The sequence below is a fragment of the Nonomuraea sp. NPDC049158 genome, from assembly GCF_040648335.1.
GTDB lineage: Bacteria > Actinomycetota > Actinomycetes > Streptosporangiales > Streptosporangiaceae > Nonomuraea.
Map to the genome: position 1 here is coordinate 1 of NZ_JBEZDM010000016.1, position 20,797 is coordinate 20,797.

Annotated in this window: 19 protein-coding genes; 7 read left to right on the plus strand and 12 right to left on the minus strand. The window is 68.1% G+C overall.

The window, feature by feature from the left end; genetic code table 11:
• Positions 1-78: 78 nt before the first annotated feature.
• The 6 genes from AB0B61_RS30650 to AB0B61_RS30675 all read right to left on the minus strand — a co-directional run bounded on the left by AB0B61_RS30650 (position 79) and on the right by AB0B61_RS30675 (position 6,477).
• A complete protein-coding gene (locus tag AB0B61_RS30650; RefSeq protein WP_358439552.1) occupies positions 79-579 on the minus strand; it encodes a tyrosine-type recombinase/integrase in 501 nt (166 codons plus the stop codon).
• A 181-nt stretch (positions 580-760) separates the two neighbouring features.
• Complete coding sequence (proS, locus tag AB0B61_RS30655; protein WP_358439003.1) at positions 761-2,203, minus strand: proline--tRNA ligase; 1,443 nt, start codon at positions 2,201-2,203, stop codon at positions 761-763.
• 701 nt (positions 2,204-2,904) lie between these two features.
• Positions 2,905-3,960, minus strand: coding sequence for an ATP-binding protein (locus tag AB0B61_RS30660; RefSeq protein ID WP_358439006.1), 1,056 nt, complete (start codon positions 3,958-3,960; stop codon positions 2,905-2,907).
• Positions 3,960-5,489 (minus strand): circadian clock protein KaiC, encoded by a 1,530-nt coding sequence (gene kaiC, locus AB0B61_RS30665; protein ID WP_358439009.1) that lies wholly within the window; start codon positions 5,487-5,489, stop codon positions 3,960-3,962. The genes AB0B61_RS30660 and kaiC overlap by 1 nt, the downstream gene beginning before the upstream one ends.
• On the minus strand, positions 5,486-5,791 hold the full coding sequence (locus AB0B61_RS30670; RefSeq protein WP_358439012.1) for a circadian clock KaiB family protein: 306 nt from the start codon (positions 5,789-5,791) through the stop codon (positions 5,486-5,488). The genes kaiC and AB0B61_RS30670 overlap by 4 nt, the downstream gene beginning before the upstream one ends.
• Positions 5,792-5,925: 134 nt before the next feature.
• Positions 5,926-6,477, minus strand: coding sequence for a DUF5994 family protein (locus AB0B61_RS30675; RefSeq protein ID WP_358439015.1), 552 nt, complete (start codon positions 6,475-6,477; stop codon positions 5,926-5,928).
• Between the two features lie 140 nt (positions 6,478-6,617).
• Between AB0B61_RS30675 and AB0B61_RS30680 the strand changes: the two genes are divergently transcribed.
• Together AB0B61_RS30680 and AB0B61_RS30685 are read left to right on the plus strand one after the other, a co-directional pair.
• On the plus strand, positions 6,618-6,818 hold the full coding sequence (locus AB0B61_RS30680) for a hypothetical protein (protein ID WP_357653769.1): 201 nt from the start codon (positions 6,618-6,620) through the stop codon (positions 6,816-6,818).
• Positions 6,819-7,332: 514 nt separating this feature from the next.
• Positions 7,333-7,989, plus strand: a complete 657-nt coding sequence (locus AB0B61_RS30685) for a hypothetical protein (RefSeq protein ID WP_358439018.1) — start codon at positions 7,333-7,335, stop codon at positions 7,987-7,989.
• 207 nt (positions 7,990-8,196) lie between these two features.
• Here the strand turns inward: AB0B61_RS30685 and AB0B61_RS30690 are convergent, their stop codons facing one another.
• Both AB0B61_RS30690 and AB0B61_RS30695 read right to left on the minus strand, forming a co-directional pair.
• On the minus strand, positions 8,197-8,841 hold the full coding sequence (locus AB0B61_RS30690) for a DNA alkylation repair protein (RefSeq protein WP_358439021.1): 645 nt from the start codon (positions 8,839-8,841) through the stop codon (positions 8,197-8,199).
• Positions 8,842-8,992: 151 nt separating this feature from the next.
• Complete coding sequence (locus AB0B61_RS30695) at positions 8,993-9,148, minus strand: hypothetical protein (protein ID WP_358439024.1); 156 nt, start codon at positions 9,146-9,148, stop codon at positions 8,993-8,995.
• Between the two features lie 84 nt (positions 9,149-9,232).
• Between AB0B61_RS30695 and AB0B61_RS30700 the strand changes: the two genes are divergently transcribed.
• The gene (locus AB0B61_RS30700) at positions 9,233-11,371 is read left to right on the plus strand and encodes an NACHT domain-containing protein (protein ID WP_358439027.1); all 2,139 of its coding nucleotides are present in this window, start codon (positions 9,233-9,235) and stop codon (positions 11,369-11,371) included.
• A 187-nt stretch (positions 11,372-11,558) separates the two neighbouring features.
• On the opposite strand, the gene AB0B61_RS30705 is transcribed toward AB0B61_RS30700, so the two are convergent.
• Complete coding sequence (locus AB0B61_RS30705) at positions 11,559-12,962, minus strand: M1 family metallopeptidase (RefSeq protein WP_358439029.1); 1,404 nt, start codon at positions 12,960-12,962, stop codon at positions 11,559-11,561.
• Between the two features lie 157 nt (positions 12,963-13,119).
• On the opposite strand from AB0B61_RS30705, the gene AB0B61_RS30710 reads away from it, so the two are divergent.
• Both AB0B61_RS30710 and AB0B61_RS30715 read left to right on the plus strand, forming a co-directional pair.
• Positions 13,120-14,448, plus strand: a complete 1,329-nt coding sequence (locus tag AB0B61_RS30710; RefSeq protein ID WP_358439032.1) for an SWIM zinc finger family protein — start codon at positions 13,120-13,122, stop codon at positions 14,446-14,448.
• Positions 14,445-17,579 carry a DUF6493 family protein gene (locus AB0B61_RS30715; RefSeq protein ID WP_358439035.1) on the plus strand — a complete coding sequence of 1,045 codons (3,135 nt, stop codon included), beginning with the start codon at positions 14,445-14,447 and terminating at the stop codon, positions 17,577-17,579. Before AB0B61_RS30710 ends, AB0B61_RS30715 begins: the two co-directional genes overlap by 4 nt.
• A 35-nt stretch (positions 17,580-17,614) precedes the next feature.
• On the opposite strand, the gene AB0B61_RS30720 is transcribed toward AB0B61_RS30715, so the two are convergent.
• On the minus strand, positions 17,615-17,938 hold the full coding sequence (locus AB0B61_RS30720) for a hypothetical protein (RefSeq protein ID WP_358439037.1): 324 nt from the start codon (positions 17,936-17,938) through the stop codon (positions 17,615-17,617).
• 432 nt (positions 17,939-18,370) lie between these two features.
• Between AB0B61_RS30720 and AB0B61_RS30725 the strand changes: the two genes are divergently transcribed.
• Positions 18,371-19,147 carry a serine/threonine-protein kinase gene (locus tag AB0B61_RS30725; RefSeq protein WP_358439040.1) on the plus strand — a complete coding sequence of 259 codons (777 nt, stop codon included), beginning with the start codon at positions 18,371-18,373 and terminating at the stop codon, positions 19,145-19,147.
• Positions 19,105-19,296 (plus strand): hypothetical protein, encoded by a 192-nt coding sequence (locus AB0B61_RS30730; RefSeq protein WP_358439043.1) that lies wholly within the window; start codon positions 19,105-19,107, stop codon positions 19,294-19,296. The genes AB0B61_RS30725 and AB0B61_RS30730 overlap by 43 nt, the downstream gene beginning before the upstream one ends.
• On the opposite strand, the gene mltG is transcribed toward AB0B61_RS30730, so the two are convergent.
• The gene (mltG, locus tag AB0B61_RS30735; protein WP_358439046.1) at positions 19,283-20,242 is read right to left on the minus strand and encodes an endolytic transglycosylase MltG; all 960 of its coding nucleotides are present in this window, start codon (positions 20,240-20,242) and stop codon (positions 19,283-19,285) included. The two genes, AB0B61_RS30730 and mltG, sit on opposite strands and share 14 nt — an antisense overlap.
• Entirely contained in the window at positions 20,239-20,751 is a 513-nt protein-coding gene (locus AB0B61_RS30740) for a SigE family RNA polymerase sigma factor (RefSeq protein WP_358439048.1), read from the minus strand. Before AB0B61_RS30740 ends, mltG begins: the two co-directional genes overlap by 4 nt.
• Positions 20,752-20,797: the final 46 nt, after the last annotated feature.

The window sequence follows — 20,797 nt, forward strand, 5'->3', positions numbered from 1 at the left end:
CTAACTGTCCTTGATCAACAGCCAGTGTTACGGGGTCACGAGCTCTCGCGTGTCAGGCCACGCCGACGCCCTTCCCCCTCAAGATCGAAGAGCCCCCATGCGAGCGGCTGCCTCGGTGGAGAGCGTCGCTGTGATGTGGGTGTAGCGCTTGGTCGTGGTCAGTTGTGAGTGGCCGAGGATTTCCTGAACGACGCTGATGTCCACGCCTTGTTCGATGAGGAGCGTCGCGGCGGTGTGACGGGCGTCGTGGACACGGGCGTCTTTCTCGACTTCGGCCAAGCGGAGGAGTTCCTTCCATTCGTCCCATTCCTTCCTTGTTGCACACGTGCTTACGGCCGGAGGTGCGCTTGGTCGTGGGGCAGTCCTTGGGGCACGGGTAGCGGTGAAGTCGTCCGCCGCAGGTGTGCGGGTCCTTGCAGCCATGGCGGTAGCGCTGGTGCTTGATCTGCCAGAAGACGCGGATGATGCCTCGCTTGAGGTCCACGTACTTCCAGCGCAGGCCCAACGCCTCACATTGCCGAAGGCCGAGAGCGAGCGCCACGGACCAACGGGTTCCGTTCCTCTGGTGGTTGGCCACATCAAGCGGCGGCGCGGCGCGCCGTACCAACCGAACGCCCCGACCGGGGTTGCCGCGCCGCCGCACAGATGCAGCCCTACGATCGCCACTGCATGGCTGGACGCCGTACATGCCTGGGGGCCGATCGACGATCCGGGACTTCGTTCCTCAGCCCCGGCTCACGGAGCATCGTGGTAACCGTGATCAGTAAGCCCGCCCAAAAATGACACGCTTGCCATATGCGGATGCTTCACCGCAATGCACGCACCATCCGGTCTCCGGAGTACCGTCGAGCGGAATACAGCGCGGAGTTGCTGCGACCTTGGCCTTGATGTCGTCCTCACAGGCGGGTCTGCCGCAGTGCAACGCCAACGCCCATCCCGATGCTACGGCCTTCGTGAAGGCGTCCCAGCTGTCCACTCTCATGGTGTGACTGTCGCGGTATTCGGTAGCCCGCTGAAGAAGGAAGGCTTGGAACTCCTCCAGTACGCCAGGAATGAGCTCCGGTGCAGAAGACAGCGAGATGCTTCGTTTGCCTTCGTCGCCAAGCCTCTTGGCCATCACTACAGTGCCAGACTCAAGATCACGCGGACCGAGTTCCAGCCGGATAGGAGCGCCGCGCAGCTCCCATTCATTGAACCGGAAACCAGGTGAAAGCTGTGCGCGATCATCGACATGGGTACGTATACCGGCCGCCTTAAGCCGCCCTGCAAGCTCCAGCGCCGCGGCCGAGGTCTGCGCGCCCTGATCGCCACGTCCAATCGGCACGATTACCACTTGATAGGGGGCAAGTCTGGGTGGGAGGACCAGGCCCTTGTCGTCGCCGTGGGTCATGATGACGCCGCCGATCATTCTCGTCGACATGCCCCATGAGGTGGTGTGACATAGTTCGAGACGACCAGCTTCGGAGGTGTACTGGATGTCGAAGGCTTTGGCGAAATTCGTGCCCATGTAGTGGGAGGTTCCAGCTTGGAGCGCCTTGCCGTCCCTCATCATGCCCTCGATGGTGAAGGTACGCACTGCGCCGGCGAACCGCTCCCCAGGTGTCTTCTCGCCAGGTATTACCGGGATCGCCGCGATGTCCCGCGCAACCTCCGTGTAGAGATCGAGCGCCAGCATCGTCTCGCGCATGGCGTCCGCCTCGTCGGCGTGTGCTGTGTGACCCTCTTGCCAGAGGAATTCCGTCGTGCGCAGGAACATGCGGGGCCGCAATTCCCAGCGCACGACGTTGGCCCACTGATTCAGCAGGAGCGGAAGGTCTCGATGGGATGAGACCCACTTGGCCATCATCTCACCGATGATCGTCTCTGAGGTGGGCCGAACGACCAGCGGCTCTTCGAGCTCCTTACCGCCAGCGTGAGTGACAACGGCGAGCTCAGGCGAGAATCCCTCGACGTGATCGGCCTCTCGCCGGAGGTAACTCTCTGGGATCAGCAGAGGGAAGTAAGCGTTCTCATGACCGGTGTCCTTGATCCGGCGATCAAGTTCCTCCTGGATGAGCTCCCACAGGCGGTAGCCGTACGGTCGGATGACCATGGTGCCCTTGGCGGGTCCCCTGTCAACGAGCTGCGCCTTGGCAACCAGCTCGTTGTACCAGGCCGAGAAGTCCTCATTCTGAGGAGTCACACCACGTTCATCACGTCCCATGCACGGAGAATATCGCTCATGGCATGTCCTCGTGGCCCGTCAAGGACGGCCTCGCGACAGTGCCCTACGGGGACGAGAGCGGATGGCAGTCATAGGCTCTGTGACGCCCAATACATCAACCTGCCTCATGCCTGAAGTGGATCTTTTAATCCGTAGGTTCCGGGTTCGAGCCCCGGGCGCCCTGCAACTCCACACCCCATCCGACCTGCGATTTCTCGATTCTCGGGGCTTCGCGGGGAGACCGAGATACTCCGTCGGTTGCTCGCTGGTTGATCTTCGGCACGGTTCCGGCACATCATCGGGCATCCCGGCCCCTGGATGGGGCCCGTTTTTCAGGCCAGACCTACAGGAAGGCCAAGAGAACACCAAGCCGGAAGCCCTGCCGGGCAGCCCGATCCGGGTTTCGCCTGCTATCACATCAAGACTTGATCAAGCCGCTTTCCCCGCAGATACCAGCATTACACGGGCGGCCGACGTATCGAACTCCTCGCGGCCAGGGAGCTGTGCGCCTGCCGAAAACGCCATCCATGCAGCTGAGCATGCCGTAAGTGGATATCGGGCGTCGGTGAGGATCTGCTCCATGAGGGCCGGGAACGAGGACGATATCAAGGTCATCCGACGTGTCCGCCTTGGTGGGCTGATCCACGAATACGCGCAGGTTGCATAGGGTGGCCGAGTTCTTGGCACCCACAGGCGAACGCTCAGAACGGCGGTGCCTGGGGTAGACGCAGGCAAAAGCAAGCGCCTCCTTGTTCGCCTGGTTCGAAGTAGGTGTCGCCACCGTTGGCCTGGGCCAGGCTTTGGACGATCCACAGACCCAGCCCCGAGCCCTCGGTCTCCCGCTGGGTGCGCGATTCACGGCTGAACCGCTCGAACAGGCTCGGCCGGAACTCTTCGGACACGCCGGGCCCGTTGTCGCACACCCGGATCTCCACGCCGTCGGGCTGCTCGGCTACCCGTACCTCGAACGGCGGGGCTCCGTATCGGAAGGCGTTCTCCAGATAGTTGATCAACATCTCTGACAACTCGCTACGATCCACCAGAGCCCGGACTTGGGGATCGCACGACACGTACACGTCCTTGGGCCGATCGGCGAACTCGGCCAGCCGTTCGAGGATCACCTCCAGCACCGGCACCGGCTCCACAGAGACCCGCACGGCGTTCGCATCGATCTTCGCCACGGTGAGCAGCTTCTTGACCAGTGCCTGGAGATTCGCCGTGCGAACCGCGATGCGGTCGAGGACGTCGGCACGCTCCTCGTCGGAAAAGCTCTCCTCGGGCTCACGCAGCATGTCCACCAGCAGGCCGATCCCCGCCAGCGGGTTGCGGACTTCATGGGCGACCACGGCGATCACCCTGCTGTGGCGTTCGAGTTCTGCTTCGAGCTGCTGTTCGGCCTCGCGCCGGAGAGTGACGTCGCGCAACGCGGCGACGTACAGGTGTTGTCCTGCCACCGTCGCGGTGGTGGCGCGCATCTCGACCACTCGCGTCTGGCCGCCGGGCAGCATCAGGTCGATCTCGGTCGATTCGCCGTTGACGACCGGGTAACCGAACGGGGTGCCGATGAGTTCGTCCGAGGGCCGGCCGAGCAGTTCCTCGGCGGCGGGGTTGCAGATCCGGATCACACCGTCCTCGTCGACCCCGACAATCCCGTCCGCCAGCGCCGCCATGACCATACGTCCGGCGTCGCGCCCGGGATCGGAGAGGCGCATCGGTTCGGCGTTCGGCCTCTCCGTGCTGTCGCGGGGCTCACCCATCAGCTCTCATCCTGGTCCCCGGCCGTTGCGCGGTCTGGGTCGGTCGGCCACTCCGGGTGGCGTGGCAGTACGACGGCGTCGGAGAGCATGTGGAAGGCTTCGGTATAGCGGTCACCGATGTGCATACCGGCACCGTCGATGGCGACCTGCCGGATGGTGTGGTCATGTGCCGACCCGCGCGTCTGCAGGACGGCGATGGCACGCCGGACCACACCCGCTCCTTCGATGTAGGGCAGCAGGATCGTCACGTCGGCGATGCTGGCGACGTCCATGATCGGCGCTGTGAACATCGACGTTCCCCCGCCGGTCGGTGCGGAGGTGAACAGGGTCGTGATCTCGTGCTGCCGCACGACCCCGCCCAGTGCGATGACGAAATCCAGCAGTGTCCGCGGCGCCGCTCTCCGCTCAAGGGCGGAGAGACCGTCGATGATGAGCCGAGCCGGGGCAAAGTCCGCGGTGTCCCTCCTGATACGCAGGAAATGATCCTCCACTGAGGCCACTTCCGGGTACGTGGCAGTTACTCGGAGCAGTCCCGACGCCTCCATGACGTCCAAGTCCAGACCCCAGCCAGCGGCGTTGCGGCCGAGTTGCCCGCGAGTCTCGTCGAAGGCATGGAAAAGGCAGCGTTCGCCCGCCCGGAACGCGGCATCGGCGAACTGCAGAGCCGCCAGGGTCTTTCCGCCGCCGTACGACCCGATGAGCAGGACGACCGCGTCCCGGAAGACACCACCGCCCACCATGGCGTCCAGCTCGATGTTCCCGGTAGAGACCCGCTCCTGCGATGCCCGGTCACGTGGCACGAGGAACGCGACCGGGATGATGACCAGCCCGTCTTTCGGGTCGATGGTGAACAACCACTCCCCGGTGCGGTGAGTGGTGCCGCGGAACTTGACAATCTCGATCGTCCGGTGTCGTCTTTCGTCCCGCATGACGTTCCGCATGATCATGACGTTATCGAATACGAACTCCTCTATGCCTTGCCGGGTAATGTGGTTGTATTCTGCGTCGCGTTCGGCGGTCAGGACCGATGTGACCTCGAGCGACTCCAAGACCCGGGCGAGCCGATACAACTCACGGCGAATGAGTTCCCGATCGTCGAAACGCATGAAGACCGCGCCGAGCGAATCCAAGGAGACACGTTTGGCGCCGATCTGACGCACGGCGCGATCGACGCGGGCCATCAGCGCGCCCAGGTCGTACGTCCCCACGGTGGGCGTCTGCTCACCGGCCTCCGGCGAGGCGTCGACGAACGTCCACTTTCCCTCGGCCTCCCAGCGTGCGATGTCGAAGCCCAGGGAGCCGACGTTGCGGCGGAGGTTCTCAGGTGTCTCGTCGAAGGCGACGAACACGCCGGGGTCACCGAAACCGGCGATGCCCCGGGCGAGGAACTCCAGGCAGAACAGCGTCTTCCCGGTGCCGGTCGTGCCGGCCACGAGGGTGGACCGACCGGCAGGAAGCCCCCCGATGGCGATGTCGTCGAAGCCATTGATACCGGTCGGTGTCCGCCCGACCGTGGCACTGCCCATCATTGCGCCTGCCCTTCTGGGGACGATCTGCCCACCTCAGGAAGGCCGAGCAAAGCTGCAGCCCGAGCCTGATCGGACAGATCTCCGATAACCCGGAAACGTGGGAGCGGCTTGGTCCTGATCACGATTGGGCTGGCCAGAATCCGCTCCTCCTCCGCGAGATCCGGTTGTTCGGCGGCATCGATGACCTCGATCTCATGGCAGCCGGGAAGATAGGTGTCACACAGGGCCCGCAGATTCGCCACCGCGGCCAGCGACCGCGGTGTCTGCCCTACCACGTACAACCTGAACGAGTAGGTCGCCATCGGCGTCAACACCGCCGTGCCGTCAGGAACTCGTGTTCCGACCCGGCCGGACTCCCATTCATGACGCCCCCTCGCCGCGCCGACCCGTGACGGCCGACACGCTCATCACGGCCCTGGCCGCTTGCGCCTGGTGCCTATGCGGCCGGTCGCCCCCACCGGCGCCAGTTGCCCCCCATCAACCCCGGTATACCCCGCTGACCGCCGGCTATCTGCCCGTCGATGTCGACCGGCGGCTTGGAGCACCCGCCGTTCATGCTCGCGCCGGTCGCTGCGAACGCGGCCCTCGCCGCCGTGGCCTGTGGCGGTATCACCTCCGGCTTTCCCTTGAGGCTCAGGGTGACCAGTCGGCCGTCCATGGATCGGAACCATCCCACCCTGACCGCCCGGCCGGGAGCCGCGATCCGGTGCGGGATGTCGTCCCAGGCGTCCACGTGGAGCCCGACTCGGAGGGTCATCTCCCCGAGGCGCTGGTCGACGGCTGCGATGAGGGCCGGGACCTCGGCCGCCGCGTCGGTCGAGCGGAGCCACGATGTCCTGTCCACTGGCCCAACGTGGCCACGCGCAGTTGCGAGGGTCAGCCGTACGGCGGATGCTTGAACCGGAGGTCTGGGAGGGACGCGAGCCCTACGGCTGAGCCTCGGACCTGCGCGCGGCCAGGAGGGCCCCTTGGACGGGCATTGTCCCACTGGGGAGATCGCCCGCAGGACCGCACAGAGCCCAGGCTTGAGCCGCTGCCTGAATCCGGTTCTGGTGAAAGGGGCCAACAGTGCCTGACAACTGCGTACTGATCATTCGATTTCACTCACTAAGCGGTGAAGATATCTCCATGATCAGTAGAGATTTCGACGGAGAGCAGGGAGCGCTCGAGGTGATCGCTCGCGCTCTTGACGAGCAGCGCAGCCTGGTTTTGACCCGCGCTAGGTACGACCGGGAGACCGAGACGAACGGCGTGGTCATCAACCTGGCCAACGTGGTTTTGGTGCGGGTGTCGAAGACAGACAGCGCTGAGGCGGGGCAGTACCTGTAGCGGGGAAGCCGGCCCCGCGATTGACACCACTCCTGGCACCTTTGCGGCCGTCCTGGAATCGGCAACTCGATTGACGAGGAATCGGGTTCGGTCGGCTGTAGTGTTGTATGAAGGTCGTGCACTCTCATGTGCAACGGCCTGGAAGGGGCGGCCCCGGCGCGAACACGCCGGGGTCGTTTTCGCGTCCAGCGAGCCCATGTTCACCGTGACGCCGGTCGGCACGGCAACGCGGTCCAGGCCCGTGATGCGCCACGCCGCGCTGCGGCCTGGAGGCCGGTCACGGCGCGGGCGCCGCGCGGACATCGCCGTAGTCGACTGAGTTCTACCAGGAGCAGCGTAAAGGGCCCGCCTCCGGCGGGGGCGCTCCGGCTCCGGGATGATCGCCGCGTAGACCGGATGGCCGTAGATGGCCGAGGTGGAAGCCTGATCATCCCGCCCGCCATCGACCCGGGACAAGCCGAGCAGACCAGGGCCACGGGCCCCTGGCCCGCTTCCCCTTCGCGAGGCGCGCCGGTTGCTGGAGGTGGGCGAGGCGTCCGCCGAACCGTTCGTGTCGACCAGCGGTCTGCAGGCCTGGGGCATCTACCAGTGGCACCTCGGCGACATCGGGGAGGCGTATCGGTACCTCAGCCGATCCAAGGCCGTCGTCCTCGATCTCGCGCGACGTGATGAGGATCCGGTCCGCCACGACCTCCTGCTCATCATGGTCGGGTTGCTCGCGGAGGTCACCGCGCTGCACGGTGGCCTCGACGCGGCGCGCGAGATGCTCGACATGCTCGAGAGATCGGCCGGCGACGACCCGTACGTACGCACGATCTGGGCCACCTTCGCCGCACGGATCGCGGCGCTGGCCGGCGACCCGGTCGAGGCGCTACGCGTGACGGAGCTGGGAATCGCCGCGGACCCCGGACTGTCCTTCGCCTACCTCGGCACCGACCAGCGGCTGGCACGATGCTGGGCGCTGACCCGCGGTGGCTACAAGGCGTTCGCGCCGCACGAGCCCAGGACGTATGCCGCTTCCCTGGAAAAGGCCGGATACCGTACCGGCTATCTCGGCAAGTACATCAACGAGTACCCGGTGACGGGCACCGACTACCACGTGCCGACAGGCTGGGACGAGTGGCACGTGGCGGCCGGCGCCCCGGACTGCTGGACCGCGGCCCGCCTCTGACCTGGGCAAACCCGGCAAGGGACAGCGCGACATCCGCTGCCCCTGGCCGGGCGCCTCTGCCGCGCGCTTCAATGGCCGAGTCGGGAAAGCTGCTCCAGTTTCTCGCCGGGCTGGCGGTCGCACTCGATCTTGTAGGTCGCGAGCGGTTACGAAGAGCCCACGAGCGGGCCACGCGGGCTGCGTGTGAACGAGGCGTGCAAGCCCTCCCTACTTGTCGTGCTGCCGGCGCACCATCTCGTTGATCCAGATGGGCGCGAACGGAGACGTGCAGCCTGGGGAGGTGGGGTAGTCCTTGAGCACCTCCAGGCGCTCCCCGATGTCGATTGCACGAGCGCGGTGCTCAGCGTGCTCGATCCCGATCTGAGCCAGGCAGTCGTTCATCGCCCACTGCAGGCGATCCGGAGCGTCTTTCATCTCCGCCTCAATGACATCGAGCAGTCCCGCGAGGTCGAGTCCCTCGGGTTGCTTCGTCACGCGTTCGGCGGTCAGCGCCCAGCCGGCGCTCGCGGCCACCGGGTCCGGATCGGCGAACCAGGCCAGGCGCAGCTCTTCGGCGTGCGGGTTCTTCTTCACCACGTAGTTCACGAGCCAGTCGTGCACCTTGGGTGTGCGCGCCTTGCGCAGCATGCCGTCCAGTTCGTCACGCTCGAATGCTTTCGGGCGGCAGATCAGGACCGCCAGCAGTTTCGCCGCGGTGTCATCCGTCTCCCAGAGCCGGCACGCGAGTTCCTGCTGCGTCTTCAGCCGCTTGGCGAGCGCGCGCAGCTTGCCGAGGTTCACACCGTGATCGTCACCGTGCCTCTCGTTCACCTCGCGTGCCTTCGGGTCCTCCAACCCGGCCAGCTCGGCCATCACCTGGCCCAGCGATGTCTCGGCCACCTCAGCCTCCTGTCCGTCACGTGCGAGATTCAGCCTAGACGGGAGGCGGCTTCGTACCGTACATGCTGGTTCGGCGGCAGCCACCGACACGGGATCCCGCATCTTCGCGCCCTGACCCTTGCCTTCACTCCGAGCAGCCGGTAGCCAGCCGTTGCGCCGCCAGGAGCGATGTCCATGCCAGGACGACCGCGAAGGCGAGGGCGAAGGCGACATTGGCCACCCGTGAGCCCTGCGACGCGAAGAGCGAGATCCAGGCTGCCAGGAAGAGCGTGCCGGTCACCGTACTGAAGGCGGCCCAGCCGCGGCGGCCGGCCGCCGCGAACCGAGGCTTTCGTCCTCGTCGCGTAGTGGAAGGTGCTACGCGATGGAAGGCCGCCGGCTACAGGTCGCGATCACTATGATGGCCGCCATGGTGGGCGAGCGGAGGTGGCGGGCCCGGCTGTTATGGCTGTCCATGGTGCTCGCCCCGGTCGTGGTGTCGGTGGCCGCCAACCAAGTGCTCAACGACGGCGTGTGGAGCGGCCCTTGGCTCGCCGGCACCATCGTGGCGGCGGTGGTGGCCGGGCTGATCGCCGAACGGGCCGCGCGCGTGCTCGCCCCCGCCTCCGGGACCGTCACCGAGACCATGCGGGAGCTCGCCCAGCTGGTCCACGATCATTGGAGCGATGAGGTGGTGACGCGTGCCCTGGGCGATCCGCCCATCCCGGTCTCCTGGCACATGACCCGCCGAACCAGGCTCATGGATCACCCGCATCTGATCGCCGACCGTGAGCCGGCGATCTCGGGCCGATCGGACGACATCGCCGCGCTCGCCGCCGCCTTCCGCACGCTGCGCCGACGCCGCCTGGTCATCACCGGAGGGGCGGGCACAGGCAAGACCACTCTGGCCGTCCAATTGATGCTGGAACTGATCCGCACGCGTGCCGACGACGAGCCGGTCCCGGTGCTCCTGCCCGTCGCCGACTGGGACATCAAAGCCTGCCCTCGGTTTCAGGACTGGGTGGCCGAGCGCGTGCGTACCGACTACGCCGCCTTGCGTACGCCGGGCAACCGGCAGGACGGCGCCGACATTTTGGCTGCCCGTGGCTCAATTCTGGCCATTCTCGACGGCCTCGACGAACTGCCCGAGAACGCTCGCGCCAAGGTGATCGAGAAACTGTCCGACACGCTCATGGAACGCGATCAGGTGATCATCACGTCGCGTACCACCGAGTACGGCAAGGCGGTCACCGCCGCACGGCGCCCGCTCAAGGCCGCCGCCGTCGTCACGCCCGAGGCGCTGCATCCCGGCATCGTGGCGAACTACCTGAGCGACTGTTTGCCGCCGCTTTCTTCGTCTTCAGCATGGACCACAGTCCTGCGCGCCCTCAGGCAGGGCGCCGCGCCGGCCCTGGCCGATGTCACCTCCACCGCCATGGGCCTATGGCTGGTCCGGGCCGTCTACATCGACCAGCGCGACGCCGACCCGGCTCTGTTGGCGACCCGGTACGCCGACGACGCGCGGGCCCTGCGCGTCCACCTGCTCGACAATCTCCTCGGTGCGCTGCTGAACGCACGCAGAAGAATCCGGCCCACGACATGGGACCCGGACAGCATCACCGAATGGACGGGGCGGCTGGCACGCCTGCAGGCCGAATCCGGCGGTCATGACCTGGCCTGGTGGCGGCTGACCGACCAGGCGCTGCCCGCCTCCCGGACACGGCGCGCGCTCACCCGTACCTGGATCGGCTTGTTGAGCGGTCTGGTGTTCGCGCTCCCGGCCGCGTTGAGCGCCATCCTGTCCTATGGGCAGGTCTTCGGCTTGGCCTTCGGCATCTGCTTCGGCCTGTCCGCGGTGCAGGCCGCCCGTACCCCCGACTTCGCTCCGCTGCGCGTACGGCAACGGCTGCGGGACTTCACCCGCGGCCTGTTGTCCGACGTACCAATGATCTTCCTTATCCTGCCGGCCGGCCTCGGCCTGCCGGCGGTGGGCTACAGCACGTGGGTGCACGGCTGGAAGATGGGCGTGGCCACTTTGATCTCAGCGCTCGGCATCGGCTGGGTGAGCCTGCGGGTCTCGCGGCAGGACACGAAGCCCGCCGAGCCAGACGAGAATCGGCTCCCCCCGTTCACCGCCGCCGTCACCCCGCAATCCACCTGGCAGGTCAACCGAAATCTTGTGGGCTTGCAATTGATGAACGCACTGCTCCTGGGGGCGATAGTCGGCTTCGCCGTCGATTTCATGAACGAGGCGTCCATCGTGCAACCTCACCCGTCCGCGGCCGTGGACGCGGGAATGGGCATCATCTTCGGCGTGGCGTTCGGTCTGGTGACCAAACGCCAGCACATGTGGCTGATGTCCACCATCGCCCTGGTACATCTTGGGCCATCGGGCCGGCTACCGTTCCGCTTGATGCCCTTCCTGCACGATCTGCACCACCTGGGCGTCCTGCGGAGCGTGGGGCCCTTCTACCAGTTCCGCCACGCCCAACTGCAAGATCATCTCGCTGGCAAGGCGACCTAGAGCTCGACATGGCTTTCGGCCATGGCGCTGCCCACGCGGCTTCGGCTCCATCGAATCGTGGCGCCGGGCACTTTGTTGTCCTGGCACCGTCGGCTGGCCGCCCGACGCTGGACCTACCATCATCGCCCGCGTCAGGGCCGCAGAGCGGCCTGATCGCCCCGCGAACCCCCAGCTCAGCAGAACGTCGTCACCACGTCGCGGGCTTGCTCGGGGTGTACAGCCAGACGTTGAAGAACTCGGTCAGGTCCCGGCCGGAGATCTTCTCCGCGAGCGTGATGAACTCATCGGTGTCGGCCAGGCCGTAGCGATGATCGGCCGCCCACGTCCGCAGCAGCCGGAAGAAGGATTCGTCGCCGATCTTCACGCGCAGCGCCTGGAGCGTCATGCCGCCGCGGTTGTAGACGGCCGTGTCGAACATGGTGTCGCGCTGCGGGTCGGCCACCTTCGACAGCCAGAACGACTCGGGCCTGGTGGCGTACTGCCGGTCGAACCACGTCTGGACGGTCTCGCCGCCGGTGTGCTCGGTCCAGTAGTGCTGGGCGAAGGTGGCAAAGCCCTCGTTGAGCCAGATGTGCTGCCAGGTCCGCACCGAAACGCTGTCGCCGAACCACTGATGGGACAGCTCGTGCGCGACCGTGGTCTCGCTGCGGACGGCGGAGTACAGCGGCTTGGTCTGATTCTCCAGCGAGAAGCCGACGATGGGGACGTTGTCCACGATCGCGCCCGTCTCCTCGAACGGGTAGCGCCCGAACAGCTCGCTCCAGTAGTCGGTGATGTCGGCGGTCTGCTGGAAGACGACCTCGGTGCCAGGCACGGTCGGATCGGTGGCGACCCATTCGCGCAGCCCGTCCGGCGTCCTGCCCTGCTGCACGTCGAACCGGCCGATCGTGGCCGTGACCAGGTACGACGCCATCGGGCGCAGCTCGTTCCACAGGAAGGTCGTCGTGTCATGGTGAGTGACCTGCGCCGCCAGCACGCCGTTGGACGCGGCGGTGAGCCCCTTCGGGACGGTCACCGAGATGGAGTAGGTCGCCTTGTCGCTCGGGTGGTCGTTGGAGGGGAACCAGGTGCTGGCCGCGTTCGGCTCGCAGGCGACGAGCACGCCGTCGTCCGTGGCGATCCACCCGTACGGCAGGCCGAACACGATCGGGCCGCCGAGCGGCTGCGGGATGCCGTCGTAGGTGACGCCTACGTCGAACACGCTATGAAGCCGCAGGCCCGACTTGGGGGTGACGATCAGCTCTTGGCCGTCGCGCACGTAGGCGGCCGGGCGGCCGTTGACCGTGACCGATCTCACGGTGAGCTGCTGGAAGTCCAGATCGAAGCGGGACAGGTCCTGGGTGGCGCGAGCCAGCATGTGCACCGTCCCCTTGAGCACCTTGGTGGCAGGGTCGTAGCCAAGGTTGAGGGAGTAGTGCTGGGCGTCGTACCCGCCGTTTCCCTCCAGGGGGAAGTAGGGGTCACCGAGACCGGGCGCTCCCGGCCGGAAGTCGGGCGACGCGGCCGCGGCAGCGGACGGGGCGGCTGCGAAGGTCATGGCCGCCGCCATGCTGAGAGCGGCGGTCCAGCGAGCGATCTGGGCAAGCACCATCGCAAGCCTCCGTGGGGTAGGTCATTAGCCCGAGAGTGAAGGAAAAAACCGGACTTGTCCGGACCCAAAATTCGGCGCCCGCGTCGCCCACCACAACTAAATCATTCTCGGCATCTGTCGCGCTGGTTTGTCGGTGGGGTGATCTAACGTCCCGGCCATGACTTCAGCGACGCAGGCGTACACGTACGCCGCGCCCTCCTCCCTTGTCGACGGTCGTCTCGGATTGGCGACCTCCGGCGGGCGGGCCCTGTCCGGCCCGGCCGTCGCCCCCCGGTTCTTCAGCGGCGTGGTGACCCAGGCGGCCCCCGCCGCGGCGGCCCTGCTCGGTGTCGCCGATGTGGCGCTGGCCCGCTACCACCAGCCGCAGGCGCGGCCCGGCTGGGTGCGCGACCCGGTGGTGACGTGCAATGGGGACCGGTTGCGGTTCGAGTCGTTCTCGGCCTGTGGCGGCGTGTACGCCCGGCTCGATCTGCTGAGCGGCGCGCTCGACGGCGAGGTGTTCGACCGGGGCACCACCAACGTCGACGTGAACGCGCCGCTCCGGGAGGCGCTGGCGCGCATCGGCGCGCGTGACCCGTTGCACCTGGGGGTCGGGCTCGACGAGCTGGTCGTGACCACGCTGGATGGCGCGGTGGTGGAGAAGAAGGTGCCGCTGCCCGAGCGCTGGCTACGCGGCTTCGCCGAGGTGCAGGTCATCGCCTCGGGTATGGACCAGCGCGGTGAGCTGGCCGGCATGGCGGCGGTGCGGTTCCTGCGCGGGCTGCCCAAGAAGGGCACGGCGTGGGTGGCGCAGGCGGGGCGGGAGCTGAAGGTCTCCGACCGTCAGGTTCCGGGCTCGGTCCAGCTCGCCGGCCCCAACCGGCTCGGCACCCTCCTGCCGCTGCTGCGCTTCGCGAAGTCCCTCCGGGTGTACGGCCCGGCCGACGCCGCCTCCAGCGCGTGGGAGCTGGAGCTTCCCGGCATGCGCTATACGCTCACCCTCTCGCCCGAGCGCTGGCGCGGCTTCTCCGGTGAGGGCGCGGTGCTCGACGACCTGGCCACCGACGAGGCCGAGAACGACGCCGACGTGGTGGGCATGCTGCTCAACTTCGAGCCCGAGGTCGAGATCGGCCTGCTGGCCGACCGCGCGGGTATGCCCGCCGACCGGGTACGGGCCGCGCTGACGCAGCTCGGTGTCGCCGGGCGGGTCGGCTACGACCTGTCGGAGGCCGCCCACTTCCACCGTGAGCTGCCCTATGACAAGGACAACGTGATCCTGCTCAACCCGCGGCTGGCCAAGGCGCGCAAGCTCGTCGACGCGGGCGCCGTGCACCTCGAAGGCGAGCTGGCCACCGTCCATACCTCGGGTGGCGCGCGCCGAGTCTCGCTGACCGACGGGTCCTGTACCTGCGAGTGGTGGTGGGACCATCGCGGCTCCCGTGGGCCGTGCAAACACGTGCTGGCCGCCCGGATCGTCGCGCGCGCCGCCGTGGAGGTCTCCCGATGACGCTCTGGACGGAGATCCGCGATCTGGTCACCGGCAACCAGGTCAGTCGCCTGGCCGACCGGCTGGTCACGCTCACCGAGGAGGAGCGCGCCGAGCTGGGCGGACGGTTGCCCGGCCTCGTCAAGGAGCTGCGCCGCACCCTCACCGAGCAGGTGCGCGCCCAGCATCCCGACGACTTCGAGGAGATGGCCTCCTGGGAGGTCGGCGACGTGCTCGACGAGCTGGCCGACGCGCTGCTGCTGACCGGTGTAGGCGTCATCACCGGCCCGGCGGCCGCTGTGACGTGGATGACCAGCCGCGACGTCAATCGCCGCTGGGCCGGGGACCCCGACGTCGCCCTGGTGTGCCGGGTGGCGGCCACCCGCCCCCCGGAGTGGCGTCGTGATGTCGCGGTCCGGCTGGCCCAGCGGGTGCGCCGTCCCGCCGACCGCATCGCGCCGCTGGCCGTGGCGCTGCTGCGCGCGTCCGGTGCCGTGCCGCCCGACCACGACCCGCTGGTGACCGCCTGGCTGGCCGCGCCGAACGTGACCGATGACCCGCTGACCCCCGTACTGCTGCCTCGCGTCTTCGACGCCGACGGCGCGGGCCGCGCCCTCCGTGACGAGCGGCTGGAGCCCCGGCCAACCCGCTGGCTGGCCGCCGCCGCCCGCGAGCTGCCCAGGGAGCAGGTGCTCGACGGCTGCGTGAGCCGTTTCCTGCGCGGCGGCGAGGCGCAGGACCTGCGGTTCTTCGTACGGCTGCACATGCTCCTCGACCCCACCCCCGCGGAGTCCGCGCCCCGCCTGCGCGACTACCTGCGGCTGTTGCCGTCGGCTCCGGGCCCGGTCGCCGAGCTGGCCGCCGGGCAGGTGCGCGGGGCGATGCCGCTCGACCACGCCGACCTGGTCGAGGCGGTCGACGCGCTCACCTTCCGGGAGGAGGCCAAGTTCGCCGCCACCGGCCTGCGCTGGCTCGACCAGGCGATCCGGGCCACGCCCGAGGGGGCCGCCGATTTCGTGACCGCGCTGACCACGGCGTACGCGCACAAGTCCTTCGACGTACGCAACCGCGCGGCCGAGCTGACCCTGAAACACGCCGACCTGTTCGCCGACCGCACCGAGGCGATCCTCGACGGCGCTCGCCACCTCCCCGCCGGCCTGGGCGCGAAGCTGGCCGAGCGGTTCGGCGGGGAGACCCCGGTCGAGGAACTGCTGGAGCAGAAGGAGTTCCCGCCGCTGCCCGAGCTGCCGGAGGCGGGCCGGTTCCCCGAGCCGTCGATCTTCCCCAACCACCCCTACCACGAGCGTTGGATCGGTCAGGAGCGCTGGCTGGCGGCCTTCGTCGCCGGGATCGCCGAGGACCGGGCGGAACTACGCCGCACGCTCAAGCCCCACGTCGAGCAGGAACGGGGTTACTGGCGGTCCAAGGAGGTGCGCCTCGACCCCGACGACTGGCAGTGGGCGCTGTCCGCCGAGCTCGTCACTCCCGGGAGTGTGCGGGAACTGCCGCCGATCGAACCGGAGAAGTTCTGGGACGACGCGAGCCACTCCGTGGGAGTACGCGAACTCACCCGTGGCGAGGAGCCCGGCCCGGAGCCGAGGCGCCGGGGGATCATGATGGGCGGCGCCTACCGGCCTGGCCGCTACCTCGACGACGACACCCCGCTGCGCGTCTTCTTCATCACCTGGACCAGCGACGACGGCCCGGACGGGGCGGTGGCCCGCGAAGGCGACCGGCGGATCCCCTTCGTCAGAGGCCGGATCCACCTGTACGGCTCCCCCACTGACAACGACAGGCTGCCTGGCGACTTGTACGACGACTCCGTGGAGGCCATCCCGTCCTTCATCCTCGACCATGCCTACGAGCGCATGGCCGAGCTCGGCGTGGACCCCGCCCGGATCGCGGCGATGCGGGCGGAGGAGCAGGTGCCACCGCCAGGCCCGAGCGAGCCGCTCGTGGAGGTGACCGTCGTCTTCGTCCCGCCCCGGCTGCGTTCCTTCATGCCCAAGGAGTTGCCCGAGCACGACGAGTGGCGGCGGCGCAACCAGCTGCCCCACCCCAATCGCGTCTCCCCGCCCCACGATTTCCTGCTGCATCGCTACGCGGAACTCGCCGAGGCCCTCCGTCACGGCACCCTGCCGCCCGTACTCCTGGCCACGCCGACCTGGATGAGCGGCCACCTCGACCCTGACGTGCTGGTCGACCGGCTGGAGACCTGCGCCGCCGCCGGAGTGGAGCCGCCCCCGGCCGACCTGGCGCTGGCGCTGCTGCGGTTGCCCCGGGGCAGTCACCAGGCCGCGGCCGACCGGGCCGCCAAGGTCGACTCGGCGGCGGCGCGCTCGGCCGCCCGCTGGCTCGCCGGTGACGGCATGGCCGACCCCGAGTGCGGCCACGTGTGGCGCCACATGGTGAACGGGTCCATGGTCGAGTTCGGCGACGGCGAACCGGAACACTTCACCGAGGTCAGGCTGCAGCCCGTGCTGCGGGTGACGGCCCCGACCGGCCATCGGCTGATCGACGAGGTGCTGCTGCGTCAGCCGTTCGACTGGACGGTCGACGAGTCCGGCGGCACGATCCAGGCGTGGCCCGCCATGCTGCCCTCGCACCGCGAGGTCGTGGCCGTCAACTTCCTGCCCTTCCTGCTGCGCGGCCGCTGGGGCGCGGGGCTGATGCCCGCGGAGATCACCGGCCTGGAGATCGCCCAGGGCCCGTTGGGCGAGTCCACGGCGGTGATCCTCGCCTTTCTCCTGACCGACAGCGTGCCCGGCGTCATCCCGCTGGTCCTGAGCATGGCCGCCAGGGGCGAGCTGCCCGCTGAGGCGATCGGCCGCCAGCTCGCGCTGGTGCTGCGCCGCACCTGGCGGGAGACCCGCCCCGCCATCGCGGGCCTGGCCGAGCTGGCCGACGCCGGCGGCCACCACGAGGTGTGGCGCATCCTGCGCGCCCTGCTGCCCGAGATGCTTCCGGGCGAGGGGCAGCGCATCACCGTGACCCACGCCGAACTCGTCGCCTTCGCCACCGACGTGGCCCGCTGGACCGGCGCGCGCGAGGAGATCCCGGTCGTCGTCGCGTACGCGCGCAGCCGCCGGACGATCCGCTTCGTCCACGAGTGCAAGCGCCTTCACGCCCAGCTCACCGGAGCCACGTCATGACCTCTCGTGCTCAGGGGCTGTGACGTGTCGTCAGGTCAGGGGGGTCCGCACAGCCTGTTGAGCTCCGCGGTGTCTGTATTGATGTCCGCGATCACCTGGTTGGGGTCGCCGCCGGTCATGCCGGTCAAGCGGAAGTTCAGTTCCTGGAATTCTTGTGCCAGCCGGCTGATCTTCGCCCCCACCACTCCTTCCGCGTCGAGGACCGTGCTCATCAGGTCGCGGTACGTCTGCTGAGCCGCGGCCGCCTGGCTGCTGCGGACGGTCCCGGCGTTCCGGCGGTAGGCGGCCAGCGCCGCCGCCGCATCGTCGCAGCCGCCGGGCCGGACCGGCGGCAGCGGTGAAGAGGAAGCCGAGACCACTCGCGTAGGGCTTGGTGGTTCGGGCGTCCTGGACTCGGGCGATGGGCTCAGGGTCGGCGGTGCGGGCCGAGTGGTGACCGGATCTGGTGACGATGACTGCGGGGCCGTGGTGGGGACTACCGCGTCGGGCTGAGGCTGCGCAGGCGGCGGGGATGGCGGCGACAGGTACGCGACCAGCGCGATCACGGCGGCGACCGCACCCGCCAGAGCGCTCACCGCCGTCCAGTTCAGGCGCGAGCCTGCTTCCCCGCCCGCCGTCGGCGGTCGCGCTGATCCACTCCCCGTCATCTCCTCATCGTGGCCGAGCCGCCGAGCTTGGTCCAGAATGCTTCCTGCCGATCTTCTTGAACTCGCTTGTAAGAGTGAAGCGGCTTCGGCGGTCAGAAGGGGTCGATGCGAAGATGACGACGCCCGGGTGCAGGAGGTGTGGTCGTGAGTGAACGGCGGAGCCTCGCCGACGGTCGATACGTGCTGGAGAGCGAGCCGATCGGCTCGGGCGGGATGGGCACCGTCTGGCGGGGATACGACCAGAAGTTACGTCGTACGGTCGCGGTGAAGGCGCTCCACCTGCCGGCCGGACTCAGCGCCGAGGAGCAGGCCAGGCTGCGGGCGCGCGCGATGCACGAAGCCAGGGCGATCGCTCGCCTCGAGCACCCGGGCATCGTGGGGGTGTACGACGTCCTCGAGGAGGACGGCCAGCCGTGGATCGTCATGCGTTTCATCTCCGGACGTCCGCTCGACCAAGAGGTCAAGGCCAACGGGCCGCTGGATCCGCGGCGGGCGGCCGAAATCGGCGCACAGGTACTCGACGCGCTGTCGGCGGCGCATGACGAGGGCGTGCTGCACCTGGACGTCAAGCCACAGAACGTGCTACTCGACGACCATGGCCGGGCGGTGCTCACCGACTTCGGGATCGCGTCGGTCGCCGACGCCACCGCGACCCAGTCGGCGTCCCTGGTCGGCACCGTCGGCTATATCGCCCCGGAACGGCTGGCCGGTTCCGAGCCGGGTCCAGCGGCCGATCTGTGGTCTCTGGGTGCCACGCTCTACTTCGCCGTCGAGGGCCGGCCGGCGTACGCCGCCGACCGTCGGCGGCCTTCGAAAAGGAGCGCACCGGCTTCTTCAAGGACGCCATGCGGCTTCATGACTACGCGGATGAGCTTTGCGTGTTCAACCCGACCGGCAAGGACTACGGGTACGCGGACGTGATGTTCCGCGTCGACAACCTGCTCGTACAGGTCTTCTACGAGATGCTGACCGAGGGTTCGCCCGCGCCCGCGGTGGCGAGACCACGTGGCCGGAGCATGGCGAAGTATGTCTACCGGCTGGTCAAGGCCGATTCCATCACCCGGTCCTGAGGTTCTTGCGGTATTCCTCGAGCAGCTTGTCGAGAGCGGGTGGGGAGTCGGCGAACTTCGTGACGCCGTTCTTCGGATCGATCGTCACGAAGTACAGCCAAGGCCCGGCGGCCGGCTTCAGTGCGGCCTTGATGGCGTCGGCGCCCGGGCTACAGATGGGACCGGGCGGCAGGCCGAGGCGCGTATAGGTGTTGTACGGCGACCGGCTCTTGAGGTCCTCGTTCGAGGCCCTGGTGCCGGACTTGTCCAGGCCGTACAGGAGTGTGCTGTTCACCTTCAGGCTCATCTCGGGCGTGTGGTTCAGCCGGTTGTAGATCACCCGCGCGATCTTGGGCATGTCGCGCTTGTTGATCGACTCGGCCTGGACGATGCTGGCGATGATCAGGATCTCCCGTGGCGTACGGCCGACACGCCTGGCACCGTCCACCAGGTCGCTGTCCTCGGCGGCGCGATTGAAGCGTGCCACCATCGCGGCGAGGATCTCGCCGGGGCTCGACGTGGGCGAGACCTCGTAGGTGCCGGGAAAGGCGAATCCTTCCAGCGCGCCCTTGGCGTAGGCCGGAAGGCCCAGCGCCCTGCCGTCCTTGGCGGCCCGCTTGAACTCCGCCAGCGGTCTGCCGGTGGCGGTCGCCAGCTGCTCCACGATCTGGGAGAGCCGCAGGCCTTCTCGCACGGTCAGGGTGGTCTGTCCCTGTTTGGTCGGCACGAGCGCCTCGCCGGTGCCCTGCTCGGCGACGTCCTTGGAGACCACCGCTTGAGAGGACAGCCCCTGGATCACGAGCGTGGATCCGACCGCCATCACGGTTACGGCCGCCGCCGCTGCCAGGGCGAGGCCGCGCCGACGGGATCGACCCCGGTTGACCTGGAGGAACCGGCCCGGTGGGGGTGGCTGCTCCTCGTGAGCCATGTCGGAAAGGGCCTCGCGCAGCAGATCCTCGATGTTCATCTGAACTCCCTCACAGTGCTCAGTTCAGGTGCGGCCTTCTTCAGGCGCTCCAACGACCGGTAAATCTGGCTGCGCACCGACCCCACCCTGACCCCGAGCAGTCGCGCGATCTCGGTCTCGGACAGGTCTTCGAAGTAGCGCAGCACGAGCATGGTCCGCTGCCGGGGTGTCAGCCGGGCAAGAGCCGCGCGCATGACCAGGCGAAGATCCGCTATCTCGGCGTGCCCATCAGCGATCTGTTCGGGCAGCCATCCGGTGGACACTTCCGCGACGCGGGAACGGCGCCGCCACCAGCTCACCTGCTCGTGGTACATGGCGCGGCGGACATAGCCCTCGATGGCCCCGGTGTCGCGCAGGCCGCGCCACTTCGCGGCGGTCTTCGCCAGCGCCGACTGCACCAGGTCCTCGGCGGCGTGCCGGTCGCCGGTCAGCAGGTACGCGGTACGGAACAGCGCCCCTGATCGATCGATGACGAACTCCCGGAAGTCCGCCTCAAATCCTGGATCCACCCGTCCTCCTCGCGATGTCGCCAAGCAAGGACGCGGACAGGGCATC

Coding starts and splice junctions, on each gene's coding strand:
- AB0B61_RS30705 (WP_358439029.1), bottom strand. CDS start 12,962: ATGGTGCTTGCCCAGATCGCTCGCTGGACCGCCGCTCTCAGCATGGCG.
- AB0B61_RS30650 (WP_358439552.1), bottom strand. CDS start 579: ATGTGGCCAACCACCAGAGGAACGGAACCCGTTGGTCCGTGGCGCTCG.
- AB0B61_RS30670 (WP_358439012.1), bottom strand. CDS start 5,791: ATGGCGACCTACTCGTTCAGGTTGTACGTGGTAGGGCAGACACCGCGG.
- proS (WP_358439003.1), bottom strand. CDS start 2,203: ATGGGACGTGATGAACGTGGTGTGACTCCTCAGAATGAGGACTTCTCG.
- kaiC (WP_358439009.1), bottom strand. CDS start 5,489: ATGATGGGCAGTGCCACGGTCGGGCGGACACCGACCGGTATCAATGGC.
- AB0B61_RS30680 (WP_357653769.1), top strand. CDS start 6,618: ATGATCAGTAGAGATTTCGACGGAGAGCAGGGAGCGCTCGAGGTGATC.
- mltG (WP_358439046.1), bottom strand. CDS start 20,242: ATGAACATCGAGGATCTGCTGCGCGAGGCCCTTTCCGACATGGCTCAC.
- AB0B61_RS30700 (WP_358439027.1), top strand. CDS start 9,233: ATGGAAGGCCGCCGGCTACAGGTCGCGATCACTATGATGGCCGCCATG.
- AB0B61_RS30710 (WP_358439032.1), top strand. CDS start 13,120: ATGACTTCAGCGACGCAGGCGTACACGTACGCCGCGCCCTCCTCCCTT.
- AB0B61_RS30660 (WP_358439006.1), bottom strand. CDS start 3,960: ATGGGTGAGCCCCGCGACAGCACGGAGAGGCCGAACGCCGAACCGATG.
- AB0B61_RS30690 (WP_358439021.1), bottom strand. CDS start 8,841: ATGGCCGAGCTGGCCGGGTTGGAGGACCCGAAGGCACGCGAGGTGAAC.
- AB0B61_RS30715 (WP_358439035.1), top strand. CDS start 14,445: ATGACGCTCTGGACGGAGATCCGCGATCTGGTCACCGGCAACCAGGTC.